General features: G+C 66.7%; 15 protein-coding genes. 4 read left to right on the forward strand and 11 right to left on the reverse strand.

Features of this window, described 5'->3' with window-relative positions; genetic code table 11:
* Positions 1-64 precede the first annotated feature (64 nt).
* The 8 genes from B1A87_RS23155 to B1A87_RS23160 all read right to left on the reverse strand — a co-directional run bounded on the left by B1A87_RS23155 (position 65) and on the right by B1A87_RS23160 (position 8,274).
* On the reverse strand, positions 65-235 hold the full coding sequence (locus B1A87_RS23155; RefSeq protein ID WP_185982378.1) for a hypothetical protein: 171 nt from the start codon (positions 233-235) through the stop codon (positions 65-67).
* Positions 232-609: a hypothetical protein gene (locus B1A87_RS20350; protein ID WP_078027044.1), complete on the reverse strand. Its 378-nt coding sequence runs from the start codon at positions 607-609 to the stop codon at positions 232-234. The genes B1A87_RS23155 and B1A87_RS20350 overlap by 4 nt, the downstream gene beginning before the upstream one ends.
* Positions 599-2,572 carry a hypothetical protein gene (locus tag B1A87_RS20355; RefSeq protein ID WP_260680997.1) on the reverse strand — a complete coding sequence of 658 codons (1,974 nt, stop codon included), beginning with the start codon at positions 2,570-2,572 and terminating at the stop codon, positions 599-601. Before B1A87_RS20355 ends, B1A87_RS20350 begins: the two co-directional genes overlap by 11 nt.
* Positions 2,569-4,677 carry a glycosyltransferase gene (locus tag B1A87_RS20360; protein WP_260680998.1) on the reverse strand — a complete coding sequence of 703 codons (2,109 nt, stop codon included), beginning with the start codon at positions 4,675-4,677 and terminating at the stop codon, positions 2,569-2,571. The genes B1A87_RS20355 and B1A87_RS20360 overlap by 4 nt, the downstream gene beginning before the upstream one ends.
* 13 nt (positions 4,678-4,690) lie before the next feature.
* Positions 4,691-5,791: a hypothetical protein gene (locus B1A87_RS20365; protein ID WP_078027046.1), complete on the reverse strand. Its 1,101-nt coding sequence runs from the start codon at positions 5,789-5,791 to the stop codon at positions 4,691-4,693.
* A 61-nt stretch (positions 5,792-5,852) separates the two neighbouring features.
* Positions 5,853-6,851: a glycosyltransferase family 2 protein gene (locus B1A87_RS20370; RefSeq protein ID WP_078027047.1), complete on the reverse strand. Its 999-nt coding sequence runs from the start codon at positions 6,849-6,851 to the stop codon at positions 5,853-5,855.
* Position 6,852: 1 nt separating this feature from the next.
* Complete coding sequence (locus B1A87_RS20375; RefSeq protein WP_260680999.1) at positions 6,853-7,647, reverse strand: glycosyltransferase family 2 protein; 795 nt, start codon at positions 7,645-7,647, stop codon at positions 6,853-6,855.
* 489 nt (positions 7,648-8,136) lie between these two features.
* Positions 8,137-8,274: a hypothetical protein gene (locus tag B1A87_RS23160; RefSeq protein ID WP_185982379.1), complete on the reverse strand. Its 138-nt coding sequence runs from the start codon at positions 8,272-8,274 to the stop codon at positions 8,137-8,139.
* 6 nt (positions 8,275-8,280) lie between these two features.
* On the opposite strand from B1A87_RS23160, the gene B1A87_RS20380 reads away from it, so the two are divergent.
* Positions 8,281-9,039 (forward strand): glycoside hydrolase family 16 protein, encoded by a 759-nt coding sequence (locus B1A87_RS20380; protein WP_260681000.1) that lies wholly within the window; start codon positions 8,281-8,283, stop codon positions 9,037-9,039.
* A gap of 39 nt (positions 9,040-9,078) precedes the next feature.
* Here B1A87_RS20380 and B1A87_RS20385 read toward each other — a convergent pair whose 3' ends face one another.
* Complete coding sequence (locus B1A87_RS20385; RefSeq protein ID WP_078027049.1) at positions 9,079-9,966, reverse strand: metallophosphoesterase; 888 nt, start codon at positions 9,964-9,966, stop codon at positions 9,079-9,081.
* Positions 9,967-9,979: 13 nt separating this feature from the next.
* Here B1A87_RS20385 and B1A87_RS24355 point away from each other — a divergent pair, with 13 nt between their 5' ends.
* Together B1A87_RS24355 and B1A87_RS20390 are read left to right on the forward strand one after the other, a co-directional pair.
* Entirely contained in the window at positions 9,980-10,105 is a 126-nt protein-coding gene (locus B1A87_RS24355; RefSeq protein WP_260681001.1) for a hypothetical protein, read from the forward strand.
* A 332-nt stretch (positions 10,106-10,437) separates the two neighbouring features.
* Complete coding sequence (locus B1A87_RS20390; protein ID WP_078027050.1) at positions 10,438-11,190, forward strand: trypsin-like serine protease; 753 nt, start codon at positions 10,438-10,440, stop codon at positions 11,188-11,190.
* A gap of 85 nt (positions 11,191-11,275) precedes the next feature.
* Here the strand turns inward: B1A87_RS20390 and B1A87_RS20395 are convergent, their stop codons facing one another.
* Positions 11,276-11,611, reverse strand: coding sequence for a YciI family protein (locus B1A87_RS20395; protein ID WP_185982380.1), 336 nt, complete (start codon positions 11,609-11,611; stop codon positions 11,276-11,278).
* A gap of 232 nt (positions 11,612-11,843) precedes the next feature.
* Here B1A87_RS20395 and clpB point away from each other — a divergent pair, with 232 nt between their 5' ends.
* A complete protein-coding gene (clpB, locus tag B1A87_RS20400; RefSeq protein ID WP_078027052.1) occupies positions 11,844-14,513 on the forward strand; it encodes an ATP-dependent chaperone ClpB in 2,670 nt (889 codons plus the stop codon).
* Here clpB and B1A87_RS20405 read toward each other — a convergent pair whose 3' ends face one another.
* Positions 14,514-15,014: a septum formation family protein gene (locus B1A87_RS20405; protein ID WP_260681002.1), complete on the reverse strand. Its 501-nt coding sequence runs from the start codon at positions 15,012-15,014 to the stop codon at positions 14,514-14,516. It abuts the gene before it with no gap.
* Positions 15,015-15,021 lie beyond the last annotated feature (7 nt).

The following is a 15,021-nucleotide window of genomic DNA, read 5'->3' on the forward strand; positions in this document are numbered from 1 at the left end:
TAACCGGCCGGTGGGCCGGTCCCGGCGGAGCGGCCGGGCAGGCCATGCCAGGAGCGAAACGCCATTACAGCAGCTGGATGAGCTTGGCCAGGAGCGAGACGCAGATGAGGGAAAGGAGGGCCGCAGCGGTGTAAACCGCGGCTTTCGGCAGCGGGGCGTCCGGCCGAACTATGCGCAAGGCATCACACGTAACCAATGCCACGACGGTGGCAAATCCTGTCAGGAAGATGATCATCGCGCACCTGCCAGGGAGTCGCGGGAGCGCTGGACGCCGAGCGCCAGTAGTCCCAGGGTGATCAGCGACAGGAGGCACACCGCCGCCGGCGGCGACCAGATCCGCGAAAAGACCATGGCCGTGGAGATGATGGTGGCGAGCGCGAGGCTGGAAGCCACGGCAATGGACACAGCCAGCGGGAGGGTGCCGCGTGCCTCGGGACTGTCCGGCGGCCCGAACCGAAGAAGCATGACCAGGGCTGTGCCGGGGCCTGCCAGGATCAGCAGCCCGATCACCAAGAGCCTCAGGCCCTCCGGCCCGAAGAAGGAGAGCGGTATGGCGGCGATGGCAATGCCGCCCACCGCATACGTCACGTACTTTCTATCAAATGCCATTGCCTGCTCCTTTGATGTGGAAGACCACGCCGCCGGCCTCATCGAACACTTTCGTCCAGCCGGGGCTGGCGCCGCACGTTGCAATGAAGTGGTCAAGGTCCCCGGGGGGCGTCGTTTCGAGAAGTTCAGCCGCCCGTTTTTGGCTTGTTGTGATGATCAGGTAGGCGCCTGACCGCTGTGCAATTCTGTTGGTTGCATCGCACGTCAGCGGGGCGGCGTCGGGCCGTGGCTGGGCCGCCAGAAGCTCCCGGTAGTCGTACTCGGCGTATTTCTGGAACTGCCACGGGGTGTTGCGCACTGCCTCGATGAGGATTGATCCTGTCGGGGCTGTCGCGTAGAGCTTGTTGACCAGCGAGATTTCTTCCGGCGTGAACTTCTCCATGCTGTCATTGCCGTAGCGGGTCACCACGGTGGCGCCGGCCAGAACAGATCCCAGCATCAGCAGGGCAATGATCCGTTTCCAGCCGGGCGCGCCCTGCCTGTCCGGGATCAGGATGAGTACGGCCAGGCAGGCAGCGAACGGCAGGCTGAAAAGGTACAGGCGAAGAAGCAGTTCGCCGCCGTATGGCTGCCCGGGAATCAGGGCCAGCGGGGCCAGCGCTCCCACCGCGGCAGTGAGCCACGCGGTCCGCCGCCGGTGGGCCATGAAAGCCCCCACTGCGGCCAGGACCCAGACCAGCGCCACCTCGGCAAGCCGCGTGTAGACCACCAGCACGTGGGCCTCGCTGCCGTTCACGCGTTGTGTTACGGCGCCGAGGGTGTTGGCCTGGACGTCGCCGAACGATCCGAACAGCTGGGACAGATGACCCTCGAAGTACGCAGAGGCCGCGAACACCAGCCAGCCGATCGGCAGGACCGCGGCGAGGATGGGCAGGTAGCGCAGCCGGAGCCGGCCTGTCAGGACGAAGAGGGCCAGGATGGGGATCACCGCGAAGGGGGTGAGCTGGTGGGACGCCGTCATGGCCAGGAGGAACCCGGCGCAGACCACCAGCAGGACGGCAGCGTCCGCCGGGGGAGGGCTTGCCATGCCCTGATGGGGCACGGTGGGGTCAAGTTTGGCCACGGTGTGGGCCAGTGACCTTGTGAACGGCTTGCTGCCGGTGGGCCAGGCCCATCCGCTGAAGACGCTCAGGAGACAGGCGAGCAGGGTGACGAGCAGCAGGAAGGCGTACGCCTGCGGGGACAGGTAGTCCTGCCCGACCCAGCTGGTCAGGAAGAAGATCCAGACCCCCGCCCACGCCTGCCGCGGCTGCGACGTCAGCCGCGTTGCCAGTGCCAGCAGCGGGGCCATCAGCAGCAGGTTGATTCCCAGCGGCGCCCACGTTGCAACACCCATCAGGTCCCGGACTCCGGTGGCGCCGGACACGAGCCCCAGGAGGTCGAAGAAGCCGGGCCAGTTGAAGTACGCGTCAAGATTCGTGTCCAGCTGGCCGGACTTGGCGATGTGGTCGGCAATGCCGAGGTGCCGGTAGCTGGCCTCGAGGCGGGGCAGGCCGTGGATGATGGGATCCGCGGCATGCAGGATAACCACGAGGACCATGACCTGGCCGGCCAGCAACGTCGGTGTGTACCGGCGCAGATTCAGGCTGGCCACGAATCCTGCCAGGCTGAGTGCGAGGGCAACGTAGTAGGCGGGCGGAAGTGCCTCGACGAGCCCCGTCCCGCCGATCCGCGCGGGATCCACGCTCAGCAGGCTCCAGATTCCCAGCGCCAGGGCCACGGCTGCAAGCCCGGCCAGAGCGGCAAGCTGCCAGGGACGCGACGATTCATGACGGACGACGGCGGGAGGCTGGGTGCCGCCGTGCTTGGCGCCGGCATGCTTGATTTCGGCATGCTTGGTGTCGCCATGCTTGCCGTCATGACGCCCGTCGTGCTTGGCACCGCCGTGCGTCGTGTCGGCGTGACGGTGGGGTGCGGGTGACAGTGGTGTCGTCGGTGCGGACGACGTGGGTTCGGGTGTCATGGTTTCTCGATTCCAGTCGACTGGTTGAGTGCCGCTGGCTGGACCTCGACGGGGTCAGCTGCGGACAGGGCTAAGCTCAGCTTTCTGAGGCGGAAGACTGCGATCAGCGCGGCCGCGGCCTGGGCAGCGGACCACAGCGCGGACACGCCGGTGAGGCCGAACTCCTGGGCAGTGAACGCGGCGGGCGCCACCACCAGGACGGCAGCGAGGACAGCCACGGCCGTGGCTTCAACGAGGCGCCCGCGGGCGCGGCAAATGCCGAAGTAGACCTGGGTCACGCAGCTCAGCAGCAACGCCGGCACCAGGACGGGCAGCAAGATCCAGGCCGACGAGTACTGCGGACCAAGGACGCCCAGAAGGAAGGGACCTGCCACGAGCAGGATGGCGCCGGCCGCGAGCGTGAGGGCCAGGCTGGCCCTGAGTGCCGAGGACACCATGCCTGTTTTTGGCCTGGTGCCGGCCAGCGCGGTCTGCAGCGAGAATCCGGCGGACTGCGGGACGAAGAAGACGGCGGATGCCATCATCCACACGATGTACCAGGAGGCCGTTGAGGCCGGCCCGAGCGTGGCGGCAACGATCAGCGGAAGCAGATAGCCGGGGGCGCGGTCCGCCAGCATCAGGGCGTGGTTCGGAAGTCCCGGCTTCAGCAGTGCGACGGCGGGACCGGGCCGGAGCCCGCCCCTCCAGTCCGGCGAGACGCCGGCACGGCGGAGCTGGCGCAGTCCCACGAACACGCTGGCCAGGGCTCCGGCAGCCACGGCACCCACCACCACCGTCAGTTCGCGGAGCCCGGCGGCCAGCGCCACGCCCATCGCGGCGAGCTGCACCAGGCTTTGCACGAGGCTCCGGACCAGGGCGCGGTCGGCGCGCTCCTGCGCGACTCCCACATGGTCCAGTTGGTAGGCGGCGGCGGCAAATACGGCCGTCGCTATGAAAATGCCCGTGACGAGGGGATCGTTCCAGGCCCGGCCGACGCCCGACCCCAGCGCGAACGTCACGGCTGCCATGGCACCGGCCCCCACGACGGTGGAGACGCCCACGGTCAGCAGGCTGCTGGCAATCAGGCGGCGTCCGCCGTCGGACTGCCCGGGGAGGAGGGTGAGTGTCGCCGGCCCGACACCGAGCATCCCCAACTGAACCGTCAGCAGCGCAGCGGCCACCACGGCGGATCCCATGCCGATTTGCTCGGGCGGCAGCATGAGCGCCGCGAGAGCCCAGAACAGGAAGCCCGTCATCATGGGGGCTACCCTGGCCGCCGTCAGCCAGGCAGCGTTGCCGCTCACGGACAGCCCGGCACCGCGTGGGCGCAGGATCTCGCCGAACATGGAGCCGTAGTTATAGAGCATGAAGCCTGCCCAATAGGGAAGGAATCGCGGCGCGTGCAGCAGGGAAAGGCCCGTTCCCCGGACGGTGGCCAACAGCGGCAATGCCAGCATCCAGCCGGCGCGGGCGGGGTGCTTGCGGATGGTGCGGGCCATTCCGGCGCCGTCCTGGACCCACTGGTCGCGGGCGGCATCGAACGTGTCGGCGAACCTGTGGCGCACGGCAGTCGTGCTGGAGACGCCCAGCCGGTAACCGGCCTCTTCGAGCCGTATCCTCAGCTCGATGTCCTCGCCCGAGCGGAAGGTGTCGTCGAAAGCGACGGACAGCAGCACCTTTCTGCGCATGAGCGTGGCACAGACCCCGAACCACGAACGGACGCGGCTGTGGTTGTGGTGCCAGGCCAGGGCCGCGCCCCAGTAGCCCGGACCGTCGCTCTCACTGACAAGCCCGAACTGAAGTCCGTCGTAGCCGCAGACCTTGAATTCGTCCAGGAGTCCGCCCAGGGCACCCGGCGGAACCACCACGTCCGCATCGATGAGCGCCACGAGATCGCAGCTGGCGCTCTGGACGCCGAGCATCCTGGCCGCGGGGAGGCCGCGGCCTTCGTCGGAAATGACCCGGGCACCGAGTGAGCGTGCGATCTCGGCAGTGGCGTCAGTCGAGCAGCCGTCCACGACGATGATTTCCCGGGGCCTCTCGCTGCGGATGGACTCCAGGCACTCGCGCAGCCAGCTCGCCGCATTGCGCGCGGGAACCACCACCGACACCTCAAGATCGCTCACGTGGCCCCGCATCTCATTCCTCCAGCGTCGAACTGATCAGGTTGGCCACGTAATCCGAGGTCCGGTCCGCGGACCACGAGGCGGGGATCCGCAGGAGGGAGCACGGGACCCCATCCAGGGCCCTCCGCACCACAGCCGCCTTCTGGCTGAAGAATTCCTCGAGGGGGACGAGCCCGGTGGCACCCAGGGCCTCGATGAGCCTGCGCGAGACCATGGGCAGTTCCGAATGGAAGTTCCCCACGATGCGGGAGGTCATCCATTCAGGGCTGCGCATCTCGTGCCGTGCGTCGGAGCCGTCGTACCGTTCCAGGAAGATCGCCAGCCGGGTCAGAGCCCCGGATGAGATGCGGTCCGTTCCGAAGACTTCTTCCGGATGGACCATCCGGTGTTCCGGCGACCAGCGGCGGGTGAACGCCGCGGTCTTGGGATACCTGACGATCACCGGATGGACTGCCGTCGCCAGCTTGGCCACGGAATTCGTGAGCCAGCCCGGCGCCAGGGGCTTCCGGGCGCCGCTGAAGACGTCCGGGTAGATGGTCCGGTGATGGGGCTTGAGGAACATCGGTTTCGCGTAGCCCATGAGCCTGCCGTCAGCGTCGAGGAAGGCCCAGTCATCGGCCATGAACCGCACGCCCGGAATCGCAGTGAGCTTGGCGACCGTGCTGGTCTTGCCGACTCCGCCCCACGCGGGCAGCAGGACGCCGGAACCGCGGTAGTCCACCACCGCGGCATGGACCATGGCTGCGTTTTCCCTGATGCAGAGCCGGTCAAGCAGCGGGATGACGGCCGTCAGCAGTTCGCCGCTGCCTTGGATGGCGTAACCGTCCCGGGTCTCGATGATGTGCACGCGGTCGGCGGGTAGGTAGAGGGAGTCCGCCGTGAAACGGTATGCGTCCTCGGCGTGTGACTGGTTTGCCACCGCCGTCGTTTCTCTGCTGATGTGCAGCCGCAGCGGTGCGCTGGATCCGCCCAGGAACGGAGCGAGCATATCCCGCAGCTGCGATTCGCCGGGCGTGCCGGGGGCCACATCGATGCCCACGAGGCCGTGGACGTCGAAGCTGGCACCCGTTGAAGGGACGGACTCCTTCATCACGTCTTTTTCGGACTGGCTCATGACCGGCGCAATCCGGCTGTTCCGGCGTTGTGGGTGGGGATGGGGTTCAGATAAGTGTGCATCAGTTGATTTCCCTCCAGCTGGCGTGTGGCGCGTGTGGTCCGGCTGCCGGGCTTGCCGGCTCGGTCGGAAGGCTGCGTCCCCGCAGGTATCCGAACGTTGTCACTGCGAGTACCGCGATGACGGTCAGGGCCCTGCTGAAACCGGCGGGATCCTTCCCCCGGAGCTGGTCCAGGATGCCCGAGGCCACTGCGCGCGGCAACATCCTGCGGACATACCGGCGTTCGGCTCCGAGCGCCCTCTTATGCCCCACGATCTTGCTGACCTGGGCCTTCGACATGCCTTCGGACCAGGAGCGGCGCAACATGTAGCTCAGCGTGCCCCGCTGGACAGGAACGAAGTGGCGCACCAGGGCCGCAGGTTCGTACACCACGCGGCCGCCGGGCGAACCGATGACCGCCCTGATGCAGATCTCCGTCTCCTCGCAGCCGAGCGGCAGGGAATTCTGGCGGCCGAGTGAGGTGTTGAATCCGCCGACGACGTCCAGGACCTCGGAGCGGAAGGACATGTTGGCGCCGATGACGTTGCGAACCTCTGCCGCGACCTTGGGCATGCCGCGGTACGAGCAGCCGACGATCCAGTCGAGCTCTTCGGCGAAGTGCGCGGGGCGTTGCGTTTCCCACATCGGCACAACGCGTCCGCCGACGGCCAGGACATCGTGGTCGTCATACAGTGCGGTCAGCCGTTCCAGCCAGTCCGGTGCGGCCTCGGCGTCGTCGTCGAGGAAGGCTACGATGCCTGCCGTGGCGGCGGCCGCTCCGGTATTGCGGGCGCCGGACAGGCCCTTGGGGCCGGTATTTTCCAGGATCACCACATCGGAAACCGTGAAGATGAGCCTCTTGTAGAGGTCCATGTTGTAGTCGACCACGACGATCGTTTGCTGGGGCGGCACCGTTTGGGCGCGGACGGATTCGACGGCGGTCATCAGCATGTCCCAGCGGTCTTCCGTGTAGGAGCAGATCACCACGGAAACGGCAGGCAGTCCCTCGGAGTGATACATGTCATTCACCCGCCATGAGTCCCAGGACCGTCTGGGGATCGGTCGGGACGTGCGGAAGGGAGATGTTGGGGTACTTGTATTTCACGCGCCGCAGGGCTTCTGCACGGGCGCCGGCCGTGGGCGCGTCCCACCCGATGCATTCGCGGGCCAGGGTCCGCAGCACCCGCCACCCGTCGCGGAACGTATGGAGGTTCGAGTTGCCGGAGATCCTTGTGAGTTCGTTGCTCGGAACCTCGGCAATCCGAAGCCCCGCCCGGGAGGCCCGGACGATCAGCTCCGTCTCGATTTCAAAGCCGTCCGATTCCAGCTCCAGGATCTCGAGGCATTCGCGGCGCATTGCAATGTAGCCATAGCACAGGTCCGAGTAGTTGCTGTGGAGCACGAGGTTGGCCAGCCCGGTCAGTGCCCTGTTGCCGGCGCTGCGCAGCAGGGTGATGTCGTCCGAGCCTCCGCCCGTGACGTAGCGCGAGCCTTTGACGAAGTCGAACTCGTGCTGGAGCGGCGAGACAAACCAGCCGATCTCCTGGGGGTCCATGCTCCCGTCAGCGTCGAGCATGACGATGATGTCACCGGAAGCGGCTGCGAATCCGGCCCGGACAGCCACGCCCTTGCCGGCGTGGGGCTCCGAAACGACGACCACGTCGAGGCGGAGGGCGCGGGCAACGTCGACGGTGCTGTCAAGGGAACGCCCGTCAACAATGACTACTTCGTCCACATATGAGGGCATGCGGCGAAGGACCCAAGGGAGGTTCATGGCTTCGTTCAGGGTGGGGATCACCACGCTGACGGAGGCCACAGGGGGCGGCACCGAATCCGGTGCGCGCAGATTAGAAACAAGTATAGGGATGGTCACTAGCCTCACCACTCATGGAGTTGTTTGCTTTTGCCACCACAGCAGCCCTCCCGGCTATCAACCCGGAGGTAGACCAAAGCGCTCGCTGCTGCGGTAGTGGCAACTTGCTTGCACTCCCCCTCGTACATGTTCGATTCAGCAACTTGTAAAAAGCTTGGGGTTCCTTGAAGGCGCCCCAGTTTTGGGGGTCGACAGAACCTTGGTGACAGGTAGTCTCTGGTGTCACACTGTCCCCATGGGTTTCTCTGAGCGCGGGAGCCGTCCCGACATTCCCCGCCGCCGCCCGGGCCTCCGGCATATGGCAGTGCTCGCCACGGTGGCGATGCTGGCCGCCTGCGGGCCTGTCGCCAAGGAAGCGCAGAGGCTGCCGCTCGGAGAGCTGCCGCCCGTGGACCCGCCCACCACGACGGCCCCTTCCTCTGCCCCTGTCTCTTATACACATCTAGATGTGTATAAGAGACAGCCTTCTGCCAACCCGCTCCGCGCCCCCCGCGGCCCCAGCGGAACCGGCCGCCAGCGCGGCGCCTCCCGCCGCCGCTCCTGCCGCCCCGCCCTGTCTCTTATACACATCTCACTGTGCCCCCGATCAATCCGCTCACGGCCAAGCTGCCGGTGGGCGACCTGCCCGGATGGAAACAGGTCTTCCGGGAGGATTTCAACGCCGGCGATGTTCCCATCGGTGCTTTTCCCGGCCCGGCGTACGAGGCCAATTGGAGCGCGGGGTACAAGGACGGGATTCCGGACACGGCCGGTCAAACGGGGAAGAACTCCCGCTATTACCCGACCAAAGTGCTCAGCGTCAAAAACGGAATGCTGGACTGGTTCCTCCATACGGAGAAGGGCATCTCCATGGGCGCCGCGCCCACGCCCAAGATTCCGAACAACAGCTCCAATCCGCACCGTGCCAACAGCCTGCTCTACGGCAGGATCTCAGTCCGGTTCAAGGGGGATGCCCTTCCGGGTTTCAAAACGGCGTGGCTGTTGTGGCCGGACAGCGGCGTGTGGCCGAGGGACGGGGAGATCGACTACCCCGAAGGTGACCTCGCCACATCTTTCTACGGAGCCGTGCACCACCGCAGCAACAACCCGCATGAGTCCGACCTGATCAGGTCCTACGCCCTGTTCACCACGTGGCACGTCGCCACCATGGAGTGGAGCCCCGGGAAGGTCGAATTCTTCCTGGACGGTGTTTCGCTGGGAGCCGGAACCAGCAAGGTTCCGAACACGCCCATGCACTACATCCTGCAGACCGAATCGTGCCTGCCGGTCTGCCCGGCGCCGACGACGACCGGGCACGTCTACCTCGACTGGATCGCCATCTGGACGAAGGGCTGACCCGTCCGGACCAGGCGGACCTACCTGCCGCTGACGGGGCTACTTCCGTTCGATGCTGAAGGCGTCGGTGAACGTGTAACCCTCTGCGGGGACAAATCTGGCCGCAAGCCGGTCTGCGGTGGCCTTCACGTCCAGGGTGCCCAGGGCAGGGTCACGGTTCCGGCCGGACCAGGCGGCGAAGTATCTGGCTTCGGAATCGTCATCACGCACGTCGTAGAGCCCCACTCCGCCTGTTCCCACGGTCGCAAAAACGGTTCCCGCGCCCTGGACCATGCTGGCGTCGGAATCGGTGATGCAGCCACTGGAGAAGGTGTCGGGCACCAGGGCGGGACACCCGACGCCGCCGCCCAGCTGGTGGCTGCGCTGGTACATGTGGTCATGACCCGTCAGCACCAGGTCCGCCCTCTTCTCCATCAGCATGTTGGTAAAGTCCTGCCCGGCCTGGCAGTCGTATTTGCCCACGCTGAGGCAGGGGGTGTGCATTCCCACCACCGTCCAGGGAATGTTCCGCGACTTCGCACCGTCGAGGGCGTCAGCGGTCCATTTCCAGCGCTCGCTGTTCCGCGAGTAATCCAAAGGGTTTCCGTCATGGAAATCGATGCCAGGAGACACCATGATGAACCGCACCAAGGGTTTTTGCTCCGGATAATCCAGGTACCACTGCGTTCCGTACTCGCCCTGGAGGCCGGGCAGCCTGTTCGGCAGGCACCTGGCGATGTTGGCGATGTCGCCGTCGTGGCCGTCGCTTTCATGGTTTCCGGTGACCACCTGATAGGGGAAATCGGTGCCCAGTTTGCCGGTGACCATGTCGCAGAATTCCTGCTCGATCCCGGCCTCGTAGGAGTAGTCCCCGAGCCCCAGGTTCAGCTGCGGCCGGAGTCCGGCGATGGTGTCCAGGACTTTCCTGGCGCCGGTGCTGACTCCCACGTCGCCCTGTGCCGTGAAGTGGGCCGTGGCTGCCGCCGGGTCGGAGGACGTGGCCGTTGCCGAGGGACTGGAGGTTGCCGGGGGACTGGACGTGCCGGGCGAAGCGGACGACACCGGCGGGCTCGACGGCGGCGGCTGAGGCGGTCCGGGTTGGCAGCCGGCCAGCAGCAGAGCCGCGGCCACAAGGGCTGCCGGAACGACGCCGGACCACCTCCGGGGTCTCGACGGTCCAGTCATGATCCCTCACATCACAGAACGGAACCTGATGCCGCGGGCCAGGCGCCGGGCAAGGCAGGCTTACTCCTAGGCCCTCAGACTAATGCCAGTTCGGAGGGCAAGACCATAGCCCCAACACCGGCGTGACGCCCTCGAATTTGTGACAGCTTTAGTCACTAAATATGACAACTACTGTAACTGCACCGTAGTGTCTCAGGTGAACCGTTTGCGCCGTGGAACGAAGGAGTCGCCGCAATGAAGATCGCCAAACTGCTCGCCGCTGCGGCCGCCGCCGCGCTGCTGCTGATGCCCGCTAACAGCGCCACCGCCGCCCCGGCAGAGGACAGTACAGTCCACAAGAACATCGCCGGAGGCAGCACCACATCCGTCTCTGCAGCGCCCTTCGCGGCCCAGGTTTCGTTCGATGCCGCCGGCACCAGGGTGGGCTGTGCCGGCAGCCAGATCTCGGCCAGCTGGGTCATCACCGCCAAGCACTGCAACTCCACGAGCCTGCGGTCCGTGCGCCTCGGTTCCACGTATCTGCAAAGCGGCGGGACCGTGCGGACGGTGGCCGCGCGCTACGCCTCGCCAATGGGAGACGTTCTGCTGCTGAAGCTGTCCGCCCCGCACTACGGGACCTATGTGGGCCTGTCCGGTTCCTTCCCCGCGAGCGGAGAGGCCGCCAAGGTCTATGGCTGGGGCTACCAGTCCGAAGGTTCCGGCGCCATGTCCTACTTCCTGAAAGCCGCCGACGTCACCGTTACGGGGCAGGGCTCCGACCCTTCCGGCGGTCCGACCGTCACGACGCGGTCCCGAACCGGCCACACCCTCAACGGTGATTCGGGAGGCCCGCTGATCGTCAACGGCAAGCTCACGGGCGTGCTGTCCACGTCCAGCATCCTGCCGGCGCAGAACCCCTCCGACTACACGGGCTACACCAACGACCACGCGTCCGTTGCGCGGAACCTGAGCTGGATCACCAGCGTTTCCGGGGTCCCGGGCTCCTAGTGCACCCGGGACGCAGGCAACCGGCGGGCGGCGCCTTGGGGGAGCCGCCCGCCGGTTTATTTTTGCTTTCCGCGGCTGCGTGGCCTTACATGCCGGGGATGTCGAGTGCCTCGTAGACCTGGATGCTCGCGCCCGGCATCATCAGGTGGGGGTGGCCCTCCAGCAGCGCCAGGGCGCCGTCCATGTCGTCGGCCTGGAGGATTCCGTACCCGCCAACCTGGGTGTTGGTGTCACTGGTTCCGGCGGCCGTGACCTCCTTGCCTGCGCCGAGCGGGTTCCCCATGTCCACGATGCCGTCGCCGGCCCTGGCTGCCCACTCCATCCAGGCCTTCATGCCCTCCTGGGCGGCTTCGGGGGAGCTCTCCGCCATCTGCGACTGTGCGGACTGCGGTGCGTTGTAAAGGACTACGAACTTCGTCATTTCGGGTGCTCCTTTTGAACGTGCCGTTGGAACCATCGGTCCCGGTCACAGGTCCGATCCTAGGGGGATTCGGATGCTGGGGATACAGTTCAGAGGCAGTGGTTCGCCGGAAGTTCACTTGCTCCTGGCAGCCTGTTTTCGCTGTGGGCAAACTCGGGCAGAGAGCGCCTAGAGCCAAAGTTGAGCGTTGTAGACTCAACCTAAGTATTTCACCTTCCGGAAGGAGCTCGCTTTGGACGTCAAATTCACCACCAAGAGCCAGGAGGCTCTTTCGGCTGCAGCCATGAATGCCTCCACGGCCGGCAATCCGCAAGTGGAGCCGGCCCATCTGCTCAAGGCGCTGATGGATCAGCGGGAGGGGGTCGCCGTCGCTCTTCTCCGTGCCACCGGCGCGGATCCGGATGCCGTCAGCGTGCAGGCGAGCACCGCCATCAAGGCACTCCCGGCCAGTTCGGGGAGCTCCGTGCAGCAGGCGCAGCTGTCCCGCACCGCCCTCCAGGCCATCCAGAACGCCCAGAACGAGGCGGACAAGCTTGGTGATTCCTTCGTCTCCACGGAGCACCTGCTGCTTGGCCTCTCGGCCGGCAGCGGCGGGGCGGGAAAGCTGATGCGCGACGCCGGTGCCTCCCATGAGGCGCTGCTCGCCGCCCTGCCGGGTGTCCGCGGCGACCGCAAGGTGACGAGCGCGGATCCGGAAAACACTTTCCAGGCGCTCGAAAAGTTCGGCACGGACCTGACGTCCATGGCCCGTGCCGGCAGGCTGGACCCCGTCATCGGCCGGGACACCGAGATCCGGCGGATCATCCAGGTGCTGAGCCGCCGTACCAAGAACAACCCGGTGATCATCGGCGAGCCCGGCGTGGGCAAGACAGCCGTCGTCGAAGGCCTGGCGCAGCGGATCGTGGCCGGCGACGTGCCCGAAAGCCTGCGCGGCAAGACCCTGATCGCGCTGGACCTGGCCTCCATGGTGGCGGGTGCCAAGTACCGCGGTGAGTTCGAGGAGCGGCTCAAGGCGGTACTGGAGGAAATCAAGAACTCGGACGGCCAGATCGTCACGTTCATCGACGAGATCCACACCGTGGTGGGGGCGGGCGCCACGGGGGAGAGCTCCATGGATGCCGGCAACATGCTCAAGCCCATGCTGGCCCGCGGCGAGCTCCGCCTGATCGGTGCCACCACCCTGGATGAGTACCGCGAGAACATCGAGAAGGACCCCGCCCTGGAGCGCCGCTTCCAGCAGGTCTACGTCGGCGAGCCCAGCGTGGACGACACCATCGGCATCCTCCGCGGCCTCAAGGAGCGCTACGAAGCGCACCACAAGGTGGCCATAGCCGACTCCGCCCTCGTCGCCGCCGCCACGCTGTCCAACCGCTACATTTCCGGAAGGCAGCTGCCGGACAAAGCGATCGACCTCGTGGACGAGGCCGCCTCCCGGCTGCGCATGGAGATCGACTCGGCGCCGGAGGAAATCGACCAGCTGCGCCGGGCCGTGGACCGCCTCACCATGGAGGAACTGGCCCTGGACGGAGAGACGGACGCCGCCTCGGTGGAGCGCCTGGCCGTGCTGCGCGCAGACATGGCTGACAAGAAGGAAGCCCTCGCCGCCCTCAACGCCCGCTGGGAGGCGGAGAAGGCCGGCCTCAACCGCGTGGGTGAGCTGAAGGCCCGGCTGGACGAACTGCGCTCAGCGGCGGACAAGTACCAGCGCGAAGGCGACCTCGAAGCGGCATCGCGGATCCTGTACGGCGAGCTGCCGGCGCTGGAGCGCGAGCTCAACGCCGCCGCGGAAGAGGAATCGGCCCGCGAAGCCAGCGGAGCCGCAAAGCCCGAGCTCATGGTGGCTGAGGAAGTCACGGCGGATGACATTGCCGAGGTCATCTCGGCCTGGACGGGCATTCCCGCCGGGCGGATGCTGCAGGGTGAAAGCCAGAAGCTGCTGCACATGGAGGAGGAACTCGGCAAGCGGCTGATCGGCCAGTCCAAGGCCGTGACCACCGTGTCCGACGCCGTTCGCCGGGCCCGCGCCGGAATCAGCGATCCCAACCGGCCCACCGGATCGTTCCTGTTCCTCGGACCCACGGGCGTCGGCAAGACAGAGCTCGCCAAGGCCCTGGCTGATTTCCTCTTCGACGACGAACACGCCATGGTCAGGATCGACATGTCCGAGTACGGCGAGAAGCACTCCGTCGCGCGGCTGGTGGGGGCGCCTCCGGGCTACGTCGGCTACGAGGAAGGCGGCCAGCTGACCGAGGCCGTCCGCCGCAGGCCCTACTCGGTGGTGCTGCTCGACGAGGTGGAGAAGGCCCACCCGGAAGTTTTCGATATCCTCCTGCAGGTGCTCGACGACGGCCGCCTCACCGACGGCCAGGGCCGCACCGTGGACTTCCGCAACGCCATTCTGGTGCTCACATCCAACCTGGGAAGCCAGTTCCTGGTGGACCCCACCCTGGACCCGGAGGCCAAGCGGAATGCGGTGATGGCCACCGTGCAGGCGTCCTTCAAGCCGGAGTTCCTGAACCGGCTTGACGAGGTGGTGCTGTTCGACGCCCTCACGGTGGACGAGCTCGCCAGGATCGTGGAGCTCCAGGTGGCAGAGCTGTCCCGGCGGCTGCGCGAACGGCGGCTCTCGCTCGAGGTGACCGACGGCGCCCGCGCCTGGCTGGCGATGTCCGGCTTTGACCCGGCCTACGGCGCCCGGCCGCTGCGCCGCCTGGTGCAGCGCGAAATCGGCGACCGGCTGGCCAAGGCCATCCTGGCCGGCGAAATCGCCGACGGCGACACCGTGCTTGTGGACACCGCGGCCGACGTCGACGAGCTCACCATTGAGGGGCTCGAGGCCCTCGTGGGGCCCGACGGCGGCACTCCCGCCGGGAGCGGACTCTCGATCCGCCGGAAGGGCTAGCTACGGGAGCAGGCTGGACTTGATGATGTTGCCGGCCGCCGAGGTGACGTAGCAGTCCACGCGGCGGTCGCCCTGGCCCCAGCTCGCGGTGCTGGGGTAGGCAAGCCGGTAGGTCAGGTCGTAGGCGTTGGATTTGTCGGTCAGCGCCGCCGACTGGCAGGCCTCCCGAGCCTTGGCTTTCATGGCTTCGCCGCCGGGGTAGCTGTCCGCGGCCTCGTAACGGTGGGCAGCCACGAGTTGGGCGGAATGATCCGTGCCGCACGCCACCACCGTGGACTCGATCGCCTCGGGATCGAAGTCCTTGAAGCAGTCACCCACGCGGAAATCCAGCGGACTCACTCCCTTCACGGGAAGGCTGGGCCGGGGGGTCGCGGACGGCGCGGCAGGGGAAGCCGTTTCCTGGGGCGTCCCGGGCTGGTTCGCGGACTGCAGCGTGGCCGTAGCCAGCAGCGAGGTCAGCAGCCAGATGAGCAGGCCGCCCACGGCCAGCAACACGGCCACGAACCCG

This window comes from Arthrobacter sp. KBS0703, from assembly GCF_002008315.2.
GTDB lineage: Bacteria > Actinomycetota > Actinomycetes > Actinomycetales > Micrococcaceae > Arthrobacter.

Coding starts and splice junctions, on each gene's coding strand:
- B1A87_RS23155 (WP_185982378.1), bottom strand. CDS start 235: ATGATCATCTTCCTGACAGGATTTGCCACCGTCGTGGCATTGGTTACG.
- B1A87_RS20350 (WP_078027044.1), bottom strand. CDS start 609: ATGGCATTTGATAGAAAGTACGTGACGTATGCGGTGGGCGGCATTGCC.
- B1A87_RS20355 (WP_260680997.1), bottom strand. CDS start 2,572: ATGACACCCGAACCCACGTCGTCCGCACCGACGACACCACTGTCACCC.
- B1A87_RS20365 (WP_078027046.1), bottom strand. CDS start 5,791: ATGAGCCAGTCCGAAAAAGACGTGATGAAGGAGTCCGTCCCTTCAACG.
- B1A87_RS20370 (WP_078027047.1), bottom strand. CDS start 6,851: ATGTATCACTCCGAGGGACTGCCTGCCGTTTCCGTGGTGATCTGCTCC.
- B1A87_RS23160 (WP_185982379.1), bottom strand. CDS start 8,274: ATGTGTATAAGAGACAGGGCGGGGCGGCAGGAGCGGCGGCGGGAGGCG.
- B1A87_RS20390 (WP_078027050.1), top strand. CDS start 10,438: ATGAAGATCGCCAAACTGCTCGCCGCTGCGGCCGCCGCCGCGCTGCTG.
- B1A87_RS20395 (WP_185982380.1), bottom strand. CDS start 11,611: ATGACGAAGTTCGTAGTCCTTTACAACGCACCGCAGTCCGCACAGTCG.